This is a genomic window from Amycolatopsis sp. FU40 (assembly GCF_021903635.1).
GTDB lineage: Bacteria > Actinomycetota > Actinomycetes > Mycobacteriales > Pseudonocardiaceae > Amycolatopsis > Amycolatopsis dendrobii.
Map to the genome: position 1 here is coordinate 4,399,011 of NZ_CP091381.1, position 16,109 is coordinate 4,415,119.

Below are 16,109 nucleotides of genomic sequence, written 5' to 3' on the forward strand. Positions count from 1 at the left end.
CATTTTCTGGAGGAGAACGCTCAGCCCTTCACGACGGTACGGCGGTAGTCGCGAATCCCGACGACGGTCAATGCCACGACAATCGCCCCGGCGCAGCAAACCTGCGCGAGCACTATCGCGTCGAACGGGATGATGCCGTTTTTCAGCACCAGGTTCTGGATCACCGCCAGTGCGATGCACAGGGCCAGCGCTAGCGTCCATGCCGGACGGGGCGCGGAGCGGAGCCGGAGCAGCAGGTATCCGGCTCCGGCGAGCGCGCACAGCCAGACGAGCGGCGACAACCCGGTGATCCGGTCGAGATCGCCCGGGAGCGCGAACCTGAACGCGAGGACGGGAGCGAGGAGCAGGCTTCCCCCGACGATCCACCACCACGGCCGCGCCGGCGGCAGCGGGGCGTCGCGGTGGAAGGCCGCCAGCAACAGCACCAGGGGAATCCACTGCGGAGCGAAGTACGCGATCGCTTCCGGGCCGGAATGCTTGGCCAGAAACCAGATCGCGCCGACCGCCAGGATCGCCCCGGCGGTGATCCGCGCCAGGCGGCGCCATCCGTCGACCAGCAGCACGAGCGGAATCAGCGCGGCCGCCAGCGGGATGAGCTCCGTGATCAAGTCGGACGTCATCGCCGCACGGAAGTTCCCCGGGTAGGGGCCGGAGAACGTGAGGAGCGTCCAGAGCGTGCCGGTGGCGAAGCAGGCCGATCTGAGCACGTCCCAGAGCAGCCCGAGGAGCGCGACCTGCCGCACGAGATCGCCGAGGGCGACCGTGCGCGCGGGTGCTGCCCTGGCCGCCAGCCGGGTACGCAGGCCCAGCGCGAGCACCGCCCACAGTTCGCTCCACAGCGCCTTGCGGTCCTGCTCGCCGTGCAGGTCAAGCAGCGTGCCGACCATCTCGTCGCCTCGATCGGCGCGATACCAAGCCGGGAGCACGCGCAGCAGGGCGCGGTACCGGGCCTCGGCGCCGATCATGCTCGCGCTTCCGCTGAGCGGGGGCTTCGCACCATGGTCCACATATATCCTAAGACGATATATAGCGGGGTACGTTGCTTCGTGGTGCGCGAAACTTCGCCGGAGCGGCGCTGGGCATGATCGTCGCGCCGCCCCTGTTCGGTTGGTTCGTTGACACCCCTCACTGGGCACGGCCGCAGCTGAGCGAATGCCAGCGAGGCATGGCGCTTACCCGGCGTTCCAGGCAAGCACCATGCCCCGCTTCCCGAGTCCCCGGGGTCTAGCGCGCGGCCGACGCGACAGCGAAAGTGTTTCCCTCCCCTTGAAAAACCGAGCTGAGATACGCGGTGAAGGCACCACAGCCGGTCAACGGCGGGACCGAGCATGTTCCGGTCACCGGACCGCCGGTCGTCAGCGCGAATCCGAGGCCAGTGCGCAAATCGACCGGGATCGGCGCGCTCGCGCGGCAGTTCTGGTCCGCGACGGGCAACACGTCCACGCCGCACAGGCGGTGCTGCCCTCGATGCTCGCCCGCGGCGAATGCTGCCTGCCGCTCACCGCGTCGGCCGCCGGCCTGCTCGGAGTACCGGGCGACGCGCCGTACTCGGTCACCAAACACGCGGCCCTCGCGCTGGCCGGATGGCTCGCGATCACCTATCGCCCGCGCGGGGTGCGGGTCAGCGCGCTGTGCCCGCTCGGCGTCCGCACCGCGTTGCTCGAACCGGGCCTCCCCGCTGCTCGAACCGGAGGACGTCGCCGACGCGGTCGTGCGGGGGCTCGCCCGGGACGAGTTCCTGATCCTGCCGCACGAATCGGTGCGGGAGACGTTCGCCCGCGAGGCCCGCGCGATGCACGCGCGGATCGACCAGACAGCCGCCCGAGGAAGCTGAAGTGGACTACCGCACGCTCGGCGCCAGCGGCCTCGCCGTCAGCGAAATCGCCTACGGCAACTGGTAAAACCACCGCGCCCCCGGCTGCGCCACCGCGGCGCTGGACGCGGGCATCACGACCTTCCACACGGCAGCGGCCCGGGACGGCGGCACCGCGGAAGCCGCTTTCGGCGCGGCGTTCGCCGGGACGGCCTGGTCCTGTGCACCGGCGTGTTCTGGCCCGAAGGCCCCGGGCCCAACGACGCGGGGCTGAGCCGCAAACACGTGATCGCCTCTCTGAAGGGCTCGCTGCGGCGGCTGCGCACCGACTACATCAACGTCTACCAGCTCTTGAGATTCGACTACAAGACGCCGGTTCCTGGCCCTGTCGGACCTCGTGCGGCAAGGCAAGAGGCACAGGTGATCTCGGTGTCCGACCGCCTCGGCATCGGCCAGTTCGCCGCTGTCCCGCTGGCACAAGGCGTCCTGACGGGCGAATACGGCAACGGTGCGGTCCCGCCGGGCTCGCGCTCGCCTGGACCCTGCAGCACGAAACCGTCGCCGCCGCGGTGGTGGGAGCGAGCACGCCGGAACAGGTGACCGAAAACGCGAAAGCCGCGGTGTCCGGCTCGACCTGGACGTGCTGATGCGCGTGGACCAGCTGCTGGGCAGCTTCGCGCAGACCGATCCGCGGCTGGCGTGGACGCCGCCACCGGTTAACTGAATCGTGACAGACCGTGACGCCAACGGTAAACGAGCACCGCGACGCTGGCGAGCATGAGAGCAACCGACATGCGGCGTACGACCGCCGAGAGCCGGAAGCGTTCGGTCAACCGGGAACTGGTCGAACTGGCGGCGTTGTTCTTCGCCACCGGGATCGCCGATCTGTTCGTCAGCACTCTCTCGAACAACCGGGTCGGGCCCGCGCTGCTGTTCGCTTTGGGCGGGCTCTTCATCGTCTCCGCGGCCCTGCGACACCGCTGGAGCCACCGGCCGCAGCGGGCGGGACGAGCGACCGAACCGGCGGACGCGACCGAATGGCGGCTCCGCGCGACCGTCCGCGACGTGCCCGGAAGCCTGGCCGCCCTCACCGCCACCCTCGCCGCGCACCGCTACGACATCGCGGCCATGCAAGTCCTCGCCGTGCCCGACGGCGCCGTCGACGAGTTCCTCCTCCGCACCCCGGGCGGCACGACCGCGGCCGACATCGCCGAAGCGGCCCGGTCCGGCGGCGGGGGCAACGTCTGGGTCGTGCGAGCGGACGTGCACGAACTCGTCGACCTCCCGACCCGGATGCTCGCCATCGCCGGACAGGCGGCCGCCCCGGGAGCCGATCTCGCTCAGCTGATCGGCACGCTGCTCGGCCCGTCCTGCACGGTCCAGCGGAAAACCGGCCGCCGCGTGCGGGAGGAGCGCTTGGCGGGCACCACCATGCTGCTGCACGGCCGCGTCGGCGAACTCATCGAAGCGGACCGTCCCGCGCTGCCGTTCACCTCCGCCGAATTCGCCCGGGCCCAAGCCCTCGTCCGCGTATACCGCGAGTCCGCCGCCCAGCCCGGCGCCGACGGCGACCGCCAGCTTCAGTCCAGGCTCGGCTGAGTTCGCGTGGCCGCCCAGCTCGCGAGGAGCCTGAGCCGGTCCTCGGATTCGGCGCCAGGTTCGGCGGGGTAAGCGATCAAGTCGTGCACGGCCCGGCCGGGCAGGGGCGGATCGAGGGACTGCAAGGTCAATTCCAGCGGGCCGAACTCGGGATGCTGGAGCCGGTTGGCGCCGCCGTGGCGGATCATGACGTCATGCACGGCCCACCGGCTGCGGAACTCGGCGCTGGGGGTGCCGGAAAACGCCGATCCTAGTTCACAACTCAGATCCGATGGCGCTCGCCGACTCCGCGGACTCGCTCGGAGCGAAGTTCTGGAAGCACAGGCCTTCCGCCGGAGAGAATTGGGGCAACGAGTTCAACAGCTCCGTCGCGTACGGTCGCACGAAGACCCATTTCAACCTGGACGGAATCGACGATCCCGTTGCCGCGGCACGACTCGGCGACGGACTCGATCCCATCTTCGACGGTCAGGCCACAGCATGGGAGCTAACCGGCAACCGCAACAACCCAGGCTCGTGGCCGAATGTGCTCTTTTACCGAGACGGAGTGCCCGTTGCCAACCCCTTCATCCCCTGACCGGGACGCTCGCCCGAGCGCGGCGCTTCCCGTCACGTTCGACCGGGCTTTTCGCCCGTGGCGCTATGCCATCAGCCATTCGGAACTTCGGTTGCGCACCGTCGACACCCAAGCCGGCGACCTGATCGAAGCCACCTTCTTCGGGGTGGTCGGGATGAAACTCAAATCCCTCTGCCAGTCCCTGACCATAGACTACGCAGACCGTGCGCAGACTGCGGAAGTACTGCAGTTCGCAGACATCAAAGAGAAGTCCGCCCATCATGTGCACTGTTTGACCCTGCGCTCGACCGGCGACGGCGGATTCATAGCATGCCTCAGTTTCGTCGTCAGATCCTATCCTCCTGAATCCGACCCGGACCGGGCTTCCGACCGGTCCGGCAATTCCGCTTTGATAGTGAGGAGCAATCGATAAGGTGCCCCGCCGCACAGAGAAGCGGCGGCGGCAGGCGTTCGTTCCAGCCTGGGGGCGGCAGCCAGGGCAGCCGTAGCCCTCAGTTAGCTCATTCCTCGGGGTACGGCCGAGGAGCACAGTCAGGTCAGATGGTCGAATTCGCCGCTCACCCAACGAATGTGCGCCTCGGCGGAGCGGTGCACGACAGCCTTGGCGTCCGCGTCGACGGTGTCCCCGCCGAGCGTGTACAACCGGTCGTAGGACCAGCCGTCCAGCCGGTCCGCGATGCGCCGGACCACCACGGCCGACAGCGGGATGTGCTTCGGGAAGTTGCGCTGGAACGACACCCAGTCGGGAGCCAGGCCGCCGCTGATCGTGTCACCGGACAGGAGCGTGCCGTCCGGGGTGCGCAGCACTGAGCTGCCCAGCATATGACCGCCGACCTCGATCAGCTCGACCCCGGGCACCGGCTCGGCTTGCTCCGTCCAGAACTCGATCACCGGGTCGGCGCGGCCCAGCCATTCCCGGCCCGCGGCGTTCACCAGCACCGGGATCCGCCCGAACGCGTGGCTCCAGCTGACCTGCGCGGCGAACATGTGCGGGTGGCTGGTCGCCACCGCGGCGACCTCGCCGAGCGCCCGGACCGCGGCGAGCGTGTCCGGCTCAATGGAGGTCGGCGGATCCCACAGCACGTTCCCCCGCGCGGTCCGCACGACGAACGACCACTGCCCGATGCCCACCACCGGTTCCCGGCGCAGGCTGTGCACCCCGCGGCCGTGGTCCCGCTGCCGCACCGTGTGCGGTTCGGCGGCGAGCTGTTCGTGAGTCCGCCAGCTCCCGGAGTGCGGGCCGAGGTCCCCTCGCTCCTCGATGCCGACCTCCCCGCGGTCCATCACACAGTGCGGGGGTTCCGGCGAACCGGGTTGCTCGATGCCGCATCGGTCGCAGATCCACAATGTCATGATCGCGATTCTCGGACCTCGACCTTGGTAGAGGTCAACCAGGAACTGCCTGGATTCGCGCGCTCTCCGCAGAACCGCTCGGGACAACAGCAACACCCTGGTCGTTGAGCGACCTGACCGACGGCGCCGGCAGCGGCATCCGCATCGCATGCGACGGCCAGTGGGCGCTCGTCGTCGAACTGGAGTCGCTGGTGGCAACGAAAACGGAAATCCTCGCCGAACTGTCCGCCCGCGGGCGGCAGGTCGTGCAGGTCTTCCGGACAGGGTCGACCCGGACCTGAAGCAGCCCCGACAGCCCTCGTGCTCGCAGCCGATCTTCCGGCCGGATCGATCCCCCGCCGATGTCGCCGAGGTTCGCTGGGGGCCGGCTGACCGGGAGACGCACCGGGCACCTCGCCCGGAGCCGCGATACCGGACTGCCCGGGACGCGCGGCACCTGTGCCAGAACTGCAGCGGATGCCGCTTGGCGACGCCACAGTCGTGACAGCGACTCACCATCGCAGTCGAGAGAAGCGGCTGCTTCCGCACCGGGCGCAGAGTGCCCGGCGACCAGCCGGACATCGACTGGCTGATCGCCCGTGCACTGTGCGGAAATCAAGCTTTCCGCGACGTCAGCAGCAACAGGCATCCGATCGCGACCGCGGTCACGAGACCGGCTACGAGCAGTTTGGGATCGAGGCTGGTGGTCGCCGCGGCCTGGGCGACCGGAGGTGCCGCAGCCGGCGTTGGAGGCGCCGCCGCCGCACTCGACTGGACTGGCGCCGCTGAAGTGGCCACTGTGGACGGTGAGGTCGTAGCGGTCGGCACTGCCGGCGGCGCTGCCACGGCGGTACGGCTGGGAGCGGCACGCGAAGCGGGTGCCGCAGAAGGCGGCGGCTGGGTGGCAGCCGCCGGCTGGACGACGACCTGCGCTCGCATGTCCGGGTGCACCGAGCAGTAATAGGAATAGGTGCCTGGGGTGCGGAACGTATAGCTCCAGCTCTGGCCCTGGGACAGCTGCGGGCTGCGGAACGCGACGGGCGCACTGGTGGTGACCACGTCGTGCGGAGCGGTGTCGTGCTGGGTCCAGGTCACCGTGTCGCCGACGTGCCCGGTGAGCGACGCGGGCGAGTAGGCGTAGTCCTGCATCATCACTGTCTGCGTGGCTGCGGCGGCCGGTGCGGCCAAGGGAGTGGCAAGCGCGAGCAGGAACGCGGCGGCCAGCAGGGCGAGAAAGCGTTTCACTGAACGAACTCCCCGGCGAACTCGACGCGGATCGGCCGGCGGACGAGCAACCGCGCGAACCAGCCTTCTGTCCTCAGTGGACGGCGGGGCGGCGGCAATGTCCCGCGCAGCCACAGGATGACGCGATCCGGTCCGGCCTCGCGAACCTCGCCGCCGAGCACCAGGTCGCGCGACGAGTCGCCGAAGCCGAGCCGTCCGGCGAATTCGACCGGCGGGCGTTCGGCGATTTCCTCGCCGGTGAAGCACACCTCGCCCAGTTCGCGGGTAACCGTCGCGGACGGGAGCGGGAAGGCGGACCGGAAGGACGCACCGTCGATCGCGGCGGCGAGGCTGCTGCCTTCCGAGTCGCGGGTGAACGTGGCCCGGCGGACGGTCAATCGCCCGCGCAGCACCGGAATGCCGAGCAGCCGCTGCGTCAGCTCCAGGACGCAGCGGTCCGGCCGGATCCGGTGGACGGCGGGGTCCGCGTCGAGGGCGCCCGCCGCGGGCAGGAACCGGGTGTCAGTGGGCACGAAGTCCTCCGAGGGGGTCGAGGGTGGTCCGGGGCGGGCACGGCGGCCCGCCCCGGACCGGTGGGCATGGCTCAGCAGGACGCCTGGTTCAGCAGCGGCGTCAGGACGCTTTCCAGCCAGACGGTGTGCGTCTTGATGTACTGGTCCAGACTCAGCAGGTCAGTGACCTGCTGCCCCGGCGACTCCTCGAGATGCGCGGCCTTGATGTGCGCGATGATCGGCGCGAGCGTGTCGGTGACGACCTTGTCGGCCGAACCGTCGAGCACGGGCTTGAGCACGTTTTCCAGCCACACGGTGTGCGTCTTGATGTACTGGTCCAGCTTCAGCAGGTCAGTGACCTGCTGCCCCGGCGACTCCTCCAGGTGCGCGGCCTTGACGTGGTCGAGGATCGGCTGCAGGACGCCCTTGGGCACGCAGTTTCCGGGCGGGGCGTCGGTGGGCATCGGCATCGTGTGCGTCGGGCTGGACGGCGCGGTCGGCGCCGAGGACGACGACGGCGGGGCGGTCGGCGAAGACGGCGGCGGCGCGGGAGCGCCTTGGACCGTCACGGTCGCCTTCATGTCGGGATGGATCGAGCAGTAGTAGGAGTAAGTGCCCGCTTTGGTGAAGGTGTGGGAGAAGGTCCCGCCGGTCTGCATGGTCGGCGAGGTGAATTTCTCCGGTCCGTCGGTGACGACGACGTTGTGCGGCGCGGAATCGTGGTTGGTCCACGTCACCGTGTCGCCCGCGGCGATGGTCAAGCTGGCCGGCGAGAACTTGTACCCGCTCATCTCGACCGATTTGGCCGAGCCCGCGGCCGCGGCGGGGGCCGCCGCGCCGCCTTGCTGCTGTGCCAGTCCCTGGTAGAGCGGGACCGCGAGCGGGCTCTGCTTCGCCAGCGCCGCGAGGTCCACCTGCGGCGAGGCAGGCGCGGCGACCGGAGCCGTCTGCTGTCCCGTGCGCAGGGTGGTGAGACTGACCAGGGCCAGCGCCAGTGCGACGACCGCGACCGCGATCGGCCACCGGCGCCGGCGAGCCGCCTCGGGCGGGGCTTCCGGCCGCGTTCCGGCGGCGGCAGAGGTGGGTTCCGGGTTGTCCATCAAGGAGATTCCTTTCCGGGGTGGGACGTTCACCGGCCGGGACTGGCGGTGACGAGGAGGCTCGCCGCGAAGAGGACCACGACGACGAGCGTGGTTTCCGCGGCGACGGAATTGACGAAAGGACGGACGGCGCCGGCGTCGCCGCGCAGCACCACGGCGAAATCGAGACGGCGCGCGACCCAGCTCTTGCTCGCCTGGGCGAAGAGGAGCACCACGGCGAGCACGGCGAGTTTGGTCAGCAGGATCCGGCCGTAGCCGGTGGTGAACACCCGTCCGACGTCGCCGAGCGTCTCGACCGCGAGCACGGCCCCCGCGACGATCACCAGCAGGACCGACGTCAGCGCGAGTTTCGAATAACGGGGAACGACTTCGGCGAGTTCGCCGGGATCGCGCCGGGACAGCACGCCGAACAGCAGCATCGCGAGCCCGCCGGTCCACGCGCAGACTCCCGCCAGGTGCCCGAAATCCGCGAGCTGGCTCAGCAGCGGATGCGCGCTCTCCGCGGAGTGCCCGGTCAGGCCCGTCGTGCGCAGCAGCCCCGCGGCGACCACGCCCGCGCCGACCCGCCACGCCACCGAAACCGCGGCGCGGCGGCCGCGTTGCAGCACATCGGCGAGCACCACTCCGGCGAGCACCCACACGAGCGCCTTGGCGAACCAGATCCGGCCGAACTGGCTGTCGAGGACCTGGGCGAGCAGATCCGGGTCGGCCAGATCGGCCGGGGGCCGCTGCGCCACCCACGCGCCCTGCAGCCCGAGCCCGGCCGCCGTCCCGGCGAACCCGAGCACCCAGCCGGTCGCGAGCACGCCCCGGGCCCGGCGACGGTCCGCTCCCGCGGGCCACAGCAGTGCGAGAAAGAACAGCCCGCCGACGAACAAGGCGAGCCCGGAGTAGTCCGCGCAGCGCGCGAGGACGTACCAGAATTTCGCGGAACCGAAGTCCATGGGCTCAGCCGCCGCTCGACGGAATCGCCGCGGGAGCCGGGGATCCCGCGGGTTGCCCCGGAACTGCCGGGCAGGAACCGATGAGCGTCGCGAGGAGCCCGTCCGGGCCGGTCACCGCGAGCCCGGTCGTGAGGCCGCCGACGAGCGGCAGCCCGCTCACCGTGTCGAGCACCGGCTGGACCGCGCCGGGCCGGCACGTCGGCGTCCCCGTCGGCGGCGGAGTTTCCGGAGGGGTCTGCGGCGGCGTGTCCGGCGGGGCGGGCGGCATCGGGTCACCGGACGGCTGCGGGATGTCCCCGGTCGGCGGCGGGACTTCTCCTGGCGGCAGGTCCGTGACCGGAGCCGCGGGCGGAGGCGCGTCGACCGGCGGGATCCCGCCGCCGGGCACCGGAGGCATCGGCTGCACGGCGCCCGGAGGCGGCAGTTCGCCGTTGGGCAGAACCGGTTGCGGCGCGGGCGCCGCCTGCGCCGGAGGCTGATCCGAAGGGGCCGGACCGCTCGCCGCTGTCGTTTTCAGGCCGATTCCCGAGGCGTACCCGACCACGACGACGACCGCGCCCGCCAGACAGGCCGCGACCACCTGGTCGCGCCGCGGTCCGCGTCCCACTGAAGCCACCACAAGCATTTCCTTCCCCGACGTCTGCCGCCGACCCGGCCGGATCACGACGGGAAGCACCACATCAAACGGCGCGTTTCGGCAGACGGCCGCACCGTGACGGGAACGTAAAATTGATCTCCGAACACCGAACGGCAAGCAGTGAATTCGCTGGCTCGGCCAGCAGTGAGAACTATTTAACCTTCCCGTTTCGCGTTCGACCCGCCGCCGACAACGCGCCGCCGAAACCATCTCGTTCCGACACCAGTCCCCTTAGCGAAGCAGGGTTCATGCGACCATCATCCGGGATTTCCGCCCCCGTCCGCCGCCACCCGAGCCGCCGCGCGCTTCTCGCGCGCGTCCTCACCGCTATCGCGTTCAGTCTCCTGGCCACGCTTTTCCCTGCCTCGACGGCCGAAGCGCACAGCTTTTTGGAATCGAGCACACCGGCGAAGGATTCCGAACTGTCCTCCGCACCCGAGAAAATTGTGCTCACCTTCAACGAGCCGCTGGACCGCGGTTTCACCGAATTGGCCGTAGTCGGACCGGACGGCGCGACGCATTGGGAGTCGGCGGGCGCCGCGGTCGACGGGCCGACCCTTTCCGCGCCCGTGAAACCGCTCGGCCCGGCCGGGAAGTACACCGTGGCGTACCGGGTCGTGTCAGCCGACGGGCATCCCGTGTCCGGCTCCTATTCCTTCACCCTCGCCAAGGCAGGCGCCGGCGTCGCAGCTCCCGTCGCTCCCCCGTCCGCGACGCAGGCAGCGCACACCGCACCGGCCGCCGGCAACGACACGGGCAGCGGGATACCGGTCTGGGCCTGGATCGCCGCGGCCGCGGTGCTGCTGATCGCGGGCGGAATCGTCGCGGCCCGGATCAGCGGGGCTCCCGCACGGGACTGAGCGGCTGTCCGAAATGGGCCCGGTGCGGTATTTCACCCGCTCGGACCGCGACCTGTGCGCACTCGGACACCCGTTGCTGATCACCGCGCTACCGGAGCGAAGAATCCGCGCGGTCGAATGCCCGGGTACCTGACCTCACCGGAAGGCTTTGTCCCATGCCGATTCCCGTACCCGAAGCACTCGACCTGCAAGCAGACGTCGCCGACGGGAAGATCGACGACCTGCGCCGCCCCGGCCGCTACCTGGTGAGTTCGATGCTCGCCGGGGCGTTCATCGGAGTGGCGGTCGTCCTGCTGCTGTCCGCGACCGGGCCGCTCAACGCGGCGAACTCCCCCTGGACCAAAGTGGTCCAGGGGCTGGTGTTCGGGATCGCCCTGACCGCCGTCGTGTTCGCCGGAGCGGAACTGTCCACCGGCAACATGATGACCATGGTGCAGGGAGTTCTGGTCCGGCGGCGCGGGGCCGGCGCGGCGGCCGCGGTCATCGTGGTGTCGTTCGTCGGCAACCTGCTCGGTTCGATCGTGTTCGCGTGGCTCGTGCACGAAGGCGGGGTGCTGTCGATCGGCGGCGCCGGAGGCCACGCCGGACCGGGCGCCGCCCTGCTCGCGAGCCTGGTCAAGGCCAAAGCCGCGGAATCCGCCGGCGCGCTGTTCTTCCGCGGCGTGCTGTGCAACTTCCTGGTGTGTCTCGCCGTGTGGATGGCCGCGCGCACGAAGTCGGACGGGGCCAAGCTGGCCTTGATCTTCTGGTGTTTGCTGGCCTTCATCAGCTCCGGATTCGAGCACGTGGTCGCCAACATGACGACGTTCTCCCTCGGCCTGCTGGAAGGCGTTCCCGGCGCGAGCGCCGGAGAATTCGGCCGCAACCTGCTGTTCGTCGGGCTGGGCAACCTCGTCGGCGGCGGACTCCTCGTCGGAGCCGCGTACTCCCTGCTCGGCAGCCGATCCCGCGCGCGGCGCACCGCTTCCCCGGCCGCCGCGGCGGAGGAACTCGCCACGACCGGCAGCTGACCAGCCTCTCTCCGACGCTGCGGCAGAGACTCGCCTGCCGCAGCGTAGAGGTGCCCTCCAGGGATGCTGATCCGGCGCGGCACGCCAGGTCGGCCAGTGGCCGGTTCGCCCGGACAACGCGGAAGCCCTGTACTACCTCGCGCACGCACTCCGCCGCGCCGCCCACGAAACCGGGCTGCTGAACGATCCTCTGGTGTTCGAGGACCCGACGGAGCCGCTCATCTCCCGCGAACTCATCAAGGATTTCGCGGCGATCCTGCGCAACGCCAAGGCAAAGGTCGACCTGACCGAGCACGTGAAGCTCACCCGCGGACTGCCCGCGATGGCCGCGTCCGGCGCGTCGAAGCAGCCCGCGGGCAACTGCGAACTGGCGATCGTGGACGAGCGGGGCAACTGGGTGCAGATGATGAACACCCTCCCCTCCGCGACGGCCTGGCGAAACTCGGCGTGCTCACCGACCCGCTGCCCGAGTACGACTACCACATGGGCACTTGCCAGATGGCCTGGCGCGAGGAGGACGGAACACTCAGCGCGTGCACCGGCCCACGCCGCGAAGGCCGGGCGAACGGGTATTGACCGGAGGGGGCCCGCGGCAACTGCCACGGACCCCGATTCCCCCGAGTACCTGCCGGAAACGGCCCTTGAGCAAGCGCGAGTCGCTCAGGTCCGGGCCGGATACGGCTGTGGGCGGCCTGTCCGCGGCCCGCAGCCGCCGGAGTCGGCTGGACACCGCCGCATCCGTGCCGAGACGGTCCCGTTTCGAGAGCACGGCCGGCGGCCCTGCCCGGCAGCGTGAAGCTCCGGATCACCCGGGCGACGCGGCGAGGACCTCCGCCACCGCTCGATCCGCGGCGCGGACGGCACCCTCCATGTAGGACTCGAACTCCGCGGAAGTCTCCGCTCCGGCCCAGTGGACGCGGCCGACCGCGGCGGACGCCGCATCGGTGTAGTTCGTGATGACGCCCGGAGTCCGCACCGCCGCCACCCCGCTGACCCACGGTTCGGCGATCCAGGACTTTTCCAGATACTGCTCGTAATCCCCCGCCTGGGGACCGAAAAGCCGCACGAGGTCCTTCACGAACGCGTCGCGGCGTGCGGTCTCGTTGTCGAGAATCGTGTCGTCCCAATGGAACTCGCCCGAGGCGGCCGTGCCGACGAAGGCCAGGAGGATGCCCTTGCTTCCGTCGGGCGGCGAATTGTCGACGACGAAATGCGCGATCGGGAGATCGGTGACCGCGGTGCCGTTCAGTCCCTGGTCGCGCCAGAACGGCCGCCGGTAGACCAGGCAGATCTTGCGTTCGCCGCCGTTGCGCCAGACGCGCTGCAGCTTCGCGCGGCGGGTCGGCAGCGGCGGGAGGAAATCGATCCGGCCGGCGTCGCCCGGGGTCATCGCGACGACGGCCCGGCCGCACCGGACCTCCGCGCCGCGCGATCGCCGTCCGGTCAGGAGGTGACGAGGCGTTCAGCCGGGCCGCGGGCGGCGTGCATGTCCCAGTGGATGCGAGCGATCTCGTCCGGTTCCATCGGGGTCGCGTCCGCGGGAGCGCCCGGCGTGCCGGCGATCCAGGCGCCGAGCGCGACATGGCCGACGTAAATGCCTTTGCCCGCGAGTGCGCCGTTCAGGTTGAGGGCCCAGTTGTGCAGTGCGGCGCCCGCGGCTCCGACCGCGCCGGCCCACGGGGTCGGCACGACCGCGCTCGCCCCGGTCGTGTACAGGATCGTGCCGGAACCGGCCGCCGTCATCGCCGGGAGCACCGCGCGGGTCGCGGCGATCGCGCCGTAGCAGGAGCCTTCGATCTGCGGCCGCAGGGTCTCGACAGTGACGTCCAGGACCCCGGTCATCCAGCTGTCGCCGACCCGCACGTACGGCGCGGAGTACTGCAATACGTCGATTCCGCCGAACCTCGCCGCCGCACCGTCCAGGGCCGCGGTCAAGGCAGCGCGGTCCGCGACATCGGCGGAAAACGCTGTCGCGTCGATCCCCTCGGCCGCCAGTTTCCCGGTGAGCTCGCCGAGTCGTTCCGCGGAGCGCGCGATCAGGGCGACGTCGAAACCGTGGCTGCCGAAGACCCGGCCGAGCGACAGGCCGAGGCGCGTCCCGGCGGCGACGAGAGCGATTGCGGGCATGGCGAGTGCCTCCGTGTTCGTGTCCGTGCGCCGGCCGACCGGCCGGCTCCTCCACTCCAGCACCGGCGCTCGCGGCCTGTCCAAGGCCGACCGGGCCGCGATCGATAGCCTGAAGGAATGGACCGGTTGGAGACGCGGGAACTGGCGCACTTCCTGGCGGTGGCCGACGAACTGCATTTCGGCCGTGCCGCGGGCCTGCTCGGCATCACGCAACCCGCGCTGTCGAAGACGATCCGGCACCTCGAACGCAGGCTGGACGTCGAACTGTTCGACCGGACCAGCCGCGCGGTCGCGCTCACCCCGGCCGGCCAGGTGCTCGCCCGCGAAGCACGCGTGGCACTGGACGCGGTCGCCGCCGCGACCGCGCGGACCCGCCGGGCGGGCAGCCGCGACCCGCGCGTGATCCTGGCCATGAAACCCGGCGGCGACGCGGGCTTGCTTCCCGCCGTCCTCGCGGCCTACGAACGCGAACCGGACGTGCTGCCGATCGAGGTCTCCTTCGGCGGCGACCGAGCACAGATGCTGCGCGAAGGGCAGGCTGACGCGGCGCTGTTGTACTCACCGCCCGACGACCTGCACGGGCTGGACACCGAAACGCTGCTGTGCGAAGCACCGTTCGCGGTACTGCCCGCGTCCCACCCGCTGGCGCGCCGCGCCGATCTGCGCATGGCCGACCTGGCGGGCGAAAACCTGCACAAACATCCCGCCGACGCCAACGCGACCGGCACCATCAGCGAACTGATGCACCTCATCGCCCTGGGCCACACGATCGCCGTGCTGCCCCAGTCGCTGACCACGCCCCTGCGCGACGACCTGGCCGTCGTTCCGGTGACCGACCTTCCGCCCAGCAACCTCGTGCTCGCCTGGCCCGCGCACAGCACCTCCCCCTCCGTCGCCGCCCTAGCCCGGGCCGTCGCGAACGTCGCGCCCGCACCGGGCCGTGCTGCGTCCACTGTGGACAGGCACGATCAGGGGTCCGGCTCGCCGCGGGGGTGAACCCGCGGCGAAGGGAACATCCGAGAGGGAACACAGCGCCGCAGCGCTATTTCAGGACGGTGCGCGGACCGTTCGGGTCGGCCGGATCGAGGCAGCTGCTGAGCGGTGCGACGAGCGAGCAGACCCCTGGCTGGCGTTTGAGCCGGTAATCGCCGGGCGCGCCGCCGTCGGCGGTGATCGCGGTGTAGGCGCCGACTGCGTCGGTCGGGGCCGGAGTGAGCGCCGGGTCGGCGAGGACGTCGACGGTGTAGAGGCCGAAACGGGGCCGGTAGCTGCCCCATTCGTAGTTGTCGGTGAGGCTCCAGTAGTTGTAGCCGACGACGTTCATGCCGTCCGCTTTGGCGCGTTGCACCCAGTACACGGTGTCGCGCAGGTTGTCGGCGCGGGTGTAGCCGGCGTCGCGGAGTTTGCCGTTGTCGGTGGGCATGCCGTTTTCCACGATGTAGAGCGGCAATTCGGGGAATCGATTGTGGTACTCGCGCAGGGCGTAGTAGATGCCTTCCGGCTGGAGTTTGACTTTCCAGAATTCTCCGGACGCGGCGGAGATCGCGGAAAGGTTGTCGAGGCTCAGCCCGTAATAGTAGTCGATGCCGATGTAGTCGAGCTTGTCTTTGACGTGGTCGAGGAAGGCGAAGTCGGTCAGCGCGTTGAAACCGCTGATGAACGCCTGGTTGGAGGTGACCTTGGCCCCGGGGTCGAGCCGGTGGATCAAGTCGTAGGCTCGCCGGTGCGCGGTGATCACGTTCGCGTCGGCCCAGGGAAGCTGCCAAGCCTGGATGGCGCCGACTTTGATTTCGTCCTGCAGCAAGACCAGCGGCTCGTTGAAGGTGATCCACAGGACGTTGCGGTCGCGGTATCGCTGCACGACGCGGCGGGTGTAGTCGAGGAAGGCGCCGACGGTTTCGCCGGACGCCCAGCTTCCCCGATCGGTGACCCAGCCGGGTTCGGCGAAGTGGTTGAGGGTGATCATCGGGGTCATGCCGGCGTCGGTGATGCGTTTGATGACGTCGTCGTAATAGGCCAGTTCGGCGGTGTCCCAGACGCCGGGCTTCGGTTCGACCCTCGCCCATTCGATGCCGAGGCGGAAGGTGTTCACGCCGAGGTTCTTCGCCAGCTGGATGTAGCTGGGATAGCGGTGCCGGAAATCGACCGCGTTGCCGTACGGGTCGACGTTGTTCTTGCCGGCGTTGGCGTCGACATAGCGTTTCCAGTTGCTGTCCGGGGCATAGCCCTCGCTTTGAAAGCCGGAGGTCGCCACGCCCCAGTAGAACGAGCGGGCCCACCCGTTGTCGTCAGCCGCGGCCGCCGGAGTGATCGCCGCGAGCGGTGTGGCGGCGAGGACGATCGCCAGGAGGGCCTGTCGGATGCGTGATGCCAT

Annotated in this window: 20 protein-coding genes and 1 pseudogene; 10 read left to right on the forward strand and 11 right to left on the reverse strand. The window is 70.0% G+C overall.

Features of this window, described 5'->3' with window-relative positions:
• Positions 1–20: 20 nt before the first annotated feature.
• Entirely contained in the window at positions 21–965 is a 945-nt protein-coding gene (locus L3Q65_RS20935) for a hypothetical protein (protein WP_220508685.1), read from the reverse strand.
• A gap of 466 nt (positions 966–1,431) precedes the next feature.
• On the opposite strand from L3Q65_RS20935, the pseudogene L3Q65_RS20940 reads away from it, so the two are divergent.
• The 3 genes and pseudogenes from L3Q65_RS20940 to L3Q65_RS20950 form a co-directional block, all read left to right on the forward strand.
• Positions 1,432–1,834 (forward strand): annotated as a pseudogene (locus L3Q65_RS20940) (SDR family NAD(P)-dependent oxidoreductase); the annotation flags it as partial.
• 210 nt (positions 1,835–2,044) lie between these two features.
• Complete coding sequence (locus L3Q65_RS47615; RefSeq protein ID WP_370648197.1) at positions 2,045–2,413, forward strand: aldo/keto reductase; 369 nt, start codon at positions 2,045–2,047, stop codon at positions 2,411–2,413.
• Between the two features lie 177 nt (positions 2,414–2,590).
• The gene (locus L3Q65_RS20950; protein ID WP_237600592.1) at positions 2,591–3,412 is read left to right on the forward strand and encodes a hypothetical protein; all 822 of its coding nucleotides are present in this window, start codon (positions 2,591–2,593) and stop codon (positions 3,410–3,412) included.
• Here L3Q65_RS20950 and L3Q65_RS20955 read toward each other — a convergent pair.
• Positions 3,394–3,612 carry a hypothetical protein gene (locus L3Q65_RS20955; protein ID WP_237600593.1) on the reverse strand — a complete coding sequence of 73 codons (219 nt, stop codon included), beginning with the start codon at positions 3,610–3,612 and terminating at the stop codon, positions 3,394–3,396. The two genes, L3Q65_RS20950 and L3Q65_RS20955, sit on opposite strands and share 19 nt — an antisense overlap.
• Positions 3,613–3,683: 71 nt before the next feature.
• On the opposite strand from L3Q65_RS20955, the gene L3Q65_RS20960 reads away from it, so the two are divergent.
• Entirely contained in the window at positions 3,684–3,989 is a 306-nt protein-coding gene (locus tag L3Q65_RS20960; RefSeq protein WP_182896512.1) for a hypothetical protein, read from the forward strand.
• 91 nt (positions 3,990–4,080) lie between these two features.
• Entirely contained in the window at positions 4,081–4,401 is a 321-nt protein-coding gene (locus L3Q65_RS20965; protein ID WP_182896511.1) for a hypothetical protein, read from the forward strand.
• A gap of 119 nt (positions 4,402–4,520) precedes the next feature.
• Here L3Q65_RS20965 and L3Q65_RS20970 read toward each other — a convergent pair whose 3' ends face one another.
• Positions 4,521–5,342 (reverse strand): hydrolase, encoded by an 822-nt coding sequence (locus tag L3Q65_RS20970; RefSeq protein ID WP_182896510.1) that lies wholly within the window; start codon positions 5,340–5,342, stop codon positions 4,521–4,523.
• 104 nt (positions 5,343–5,446) lie between these two features.
• Between L3Q65_RS20970 and L3Q65_RS20975 the strand changes: the two genes are divergently transcribed.
• Positions 5,447–5,623, forward strand: a complete 177-nt coding sequence (locus tag L3Q65_RS20975) for a hypothetical protein (RefSeq protein WP_182896509.1) — start codon at positions 5,447–5,449, stop codon at positions 5,621–5,623.
• Positions 5,624–5,936: 313 nt separating this feature from the next.
• Here the strand turns inward: L3Q65_RS20975 and L3Q65_RS20980 are convergent, their stop codons facing one another.
• The 5 genes from L3Q65_RS20980 to L3Q65_RS21000 all read right to left on the reverse strand — a co-directional run bounded on the left by L3Q65_RS20980 (position 5,937) and on the right by L3Q65_RS21000 (position 9,726).
• Positions 5,937–6,566 carry a plastocyanin/azurin family copper-binding protein gene (locus tag L3Q65_RS20980; RefSeq protein WP_237600594.1) on the reverse strand — a complete coding sequence of 210 codons (630 nt, stop codon included), beginning with the start codon at positions 6,564–6,566 and terminating at the stop codon, positions 5,937–5,939.
• Positions 6,563–7,078 (reverse strand): hypothetical protein, encoded by a 516-nt coding sequence (locus tag L3Q65_RS20985; protein WP_237600595.1) that lies wholly within the window; start codon positions 7,076–7,078, stop codon positions 6,563–6,565. The genes L3Q65_RS20980 and L3Q65_RS20985 overlap by 4 nt, the downstream gene beginning before the upstream one ends.
• A gap of 71 nt (positions 7,079–7,149) precedes the next feature.
• Positions 7,150–8,157 carry a plastocyanin/azurin family copper-binding protein gene (locus tag L3Q65_RS20990; protein ID WP_237600596.1) on the reverse strand — a complete coding sequence of 336 codons (1,008 nt, stop codon included), beginning with the start codon at positions 8,155–8,157 and terminating at the stop codon, positions 7,150–7,152.
• Between the two features lie 29 nt (positions 8,158–8,186).
• Positions 8,187–9,101, reverse strand: a complete 915-nt coding sequence (locus L3Q65_RS20995; protein ID WP_182896505.1) for a copper resistance D family protein — start codon at positions 9,099–9,101, stop codon at positions 8,187–8,189.
• A gap of 4 nt (positions 9,102–9,105) precedes the next feature.
• A complete protein-coding gene (locus tag L3Q65_RS21000; RefSeq protein ID WP_182896504.1) occupies positions 9,106–9,726 on the reverse strand; it encodes a hypothetical protein in 621 nt (206 codons plus the stop codon).
• 260 nt (positions 9,727–9,986) lie between these two features.
• Here L3Q65_RS21000 and L3Q65_RS21005 point away from each other — a divergent pair, with 260 nt between their 5' ends.
• From L3Q65_RS21005 to L3Q65_RS47350, 3 genes are all read left to right on the forward strand, one after another.
• A complete protein-coding gene (locus L3Q65_RS21005; RefSeq protein WP_237600597.1) occupies positions 9,987–10,598 on the forward strand; it encodes a copper resistance CopC family protein in 612 nt (203 codons plus the stop codon).
• 155 nt (positions 10,599–10,753) lie between these two features.
• Positions 10,754–11,608 carry a formate/nitrite transporter family protein gene (locus L3Q65_RS21010; protein WP_182896502.1) on the forward strand — a complete coding sequence of 285 codons (855 nt, stop codon included), beginning with the start codon at positions 10,754–10,756 and terminating at the stop codon, positions 11,606–11,608.
• 447 nt (positions 11,609–12,055) lie between these two features.
• The gene (locus tag L3Q65_RS47350; RefSeq protein ID WP_255751371.1) at positions 12,056–12,184 is read left to right on the forward strand and encodes a hypothetical protein; all 129 of its coding nucleotides are present in this window, start codon (positions 12,056–12,058) and stop codon (positions 12,182–12,184) included.
• A 229-nt stretch (positions 12,185–12,413) separates the two neighbouring features.
• Here L3Q65_RS47350 and L3Q65_RS21015 read toward each other — a convergent pair whose 3' ends face one another.
• On the reverse strand, positions 12,414–12,998 hold the full coding sequence (locus tag L3Q65_RS21015) for an FAD-dependent oxidoreductase (RefSeq protein WP_182896501.1): 585 nt from the start codon (positions 12,996–12,998) through the stop codon (positions 12,414–12,416).
• A 53-nt stretch (positions 12,999–13,051) separates the two neighbouring features.
• The gene (locus L3Q65_RS21020) at positions 13,052–13,735 is read right to left on the reverse strand and encodes an SDR family oxidoreductase (protein ID WP_182896500.1); all 684 of its coding nucleotides are present in this window, start codon (positions 13,733–13,735) and stop codon (positions 13,052–13,054) included.
• Between the two features lie 117 nt (positions 13,736–13,852).
• On the opposite strand from L3Q65_RS21020, the gene L3Q65_RS21025 reads away from it, so the two are divergent.
• On the forward strand, positions 13,853–14,731 hold the full coding sequence (locus L3Q65_RS21025; protein WP_237600598.1) for a LysR family transcriptional regulator: 879 nt from the start codon (positions 13,853–13,855) through the stop codon (positions 14,729–14,731).
• 46 nt (positions 14,732–14,777) lie between these two features.
• Here L3Q65_RS21025 and L3Q65_RS21030 read toward each other — a convergent pair whose 3' ends face one another.
• Positions 14,778–16,109, reverse strand: a complete 1,332-nt coding sequence (locus L3Q65_RS21030) for a family 1 glycosylhydrolase (protein ID WP_182896498.1) — start codon at positions 16,107–16,109, stop codon at positions 14,778–14,780.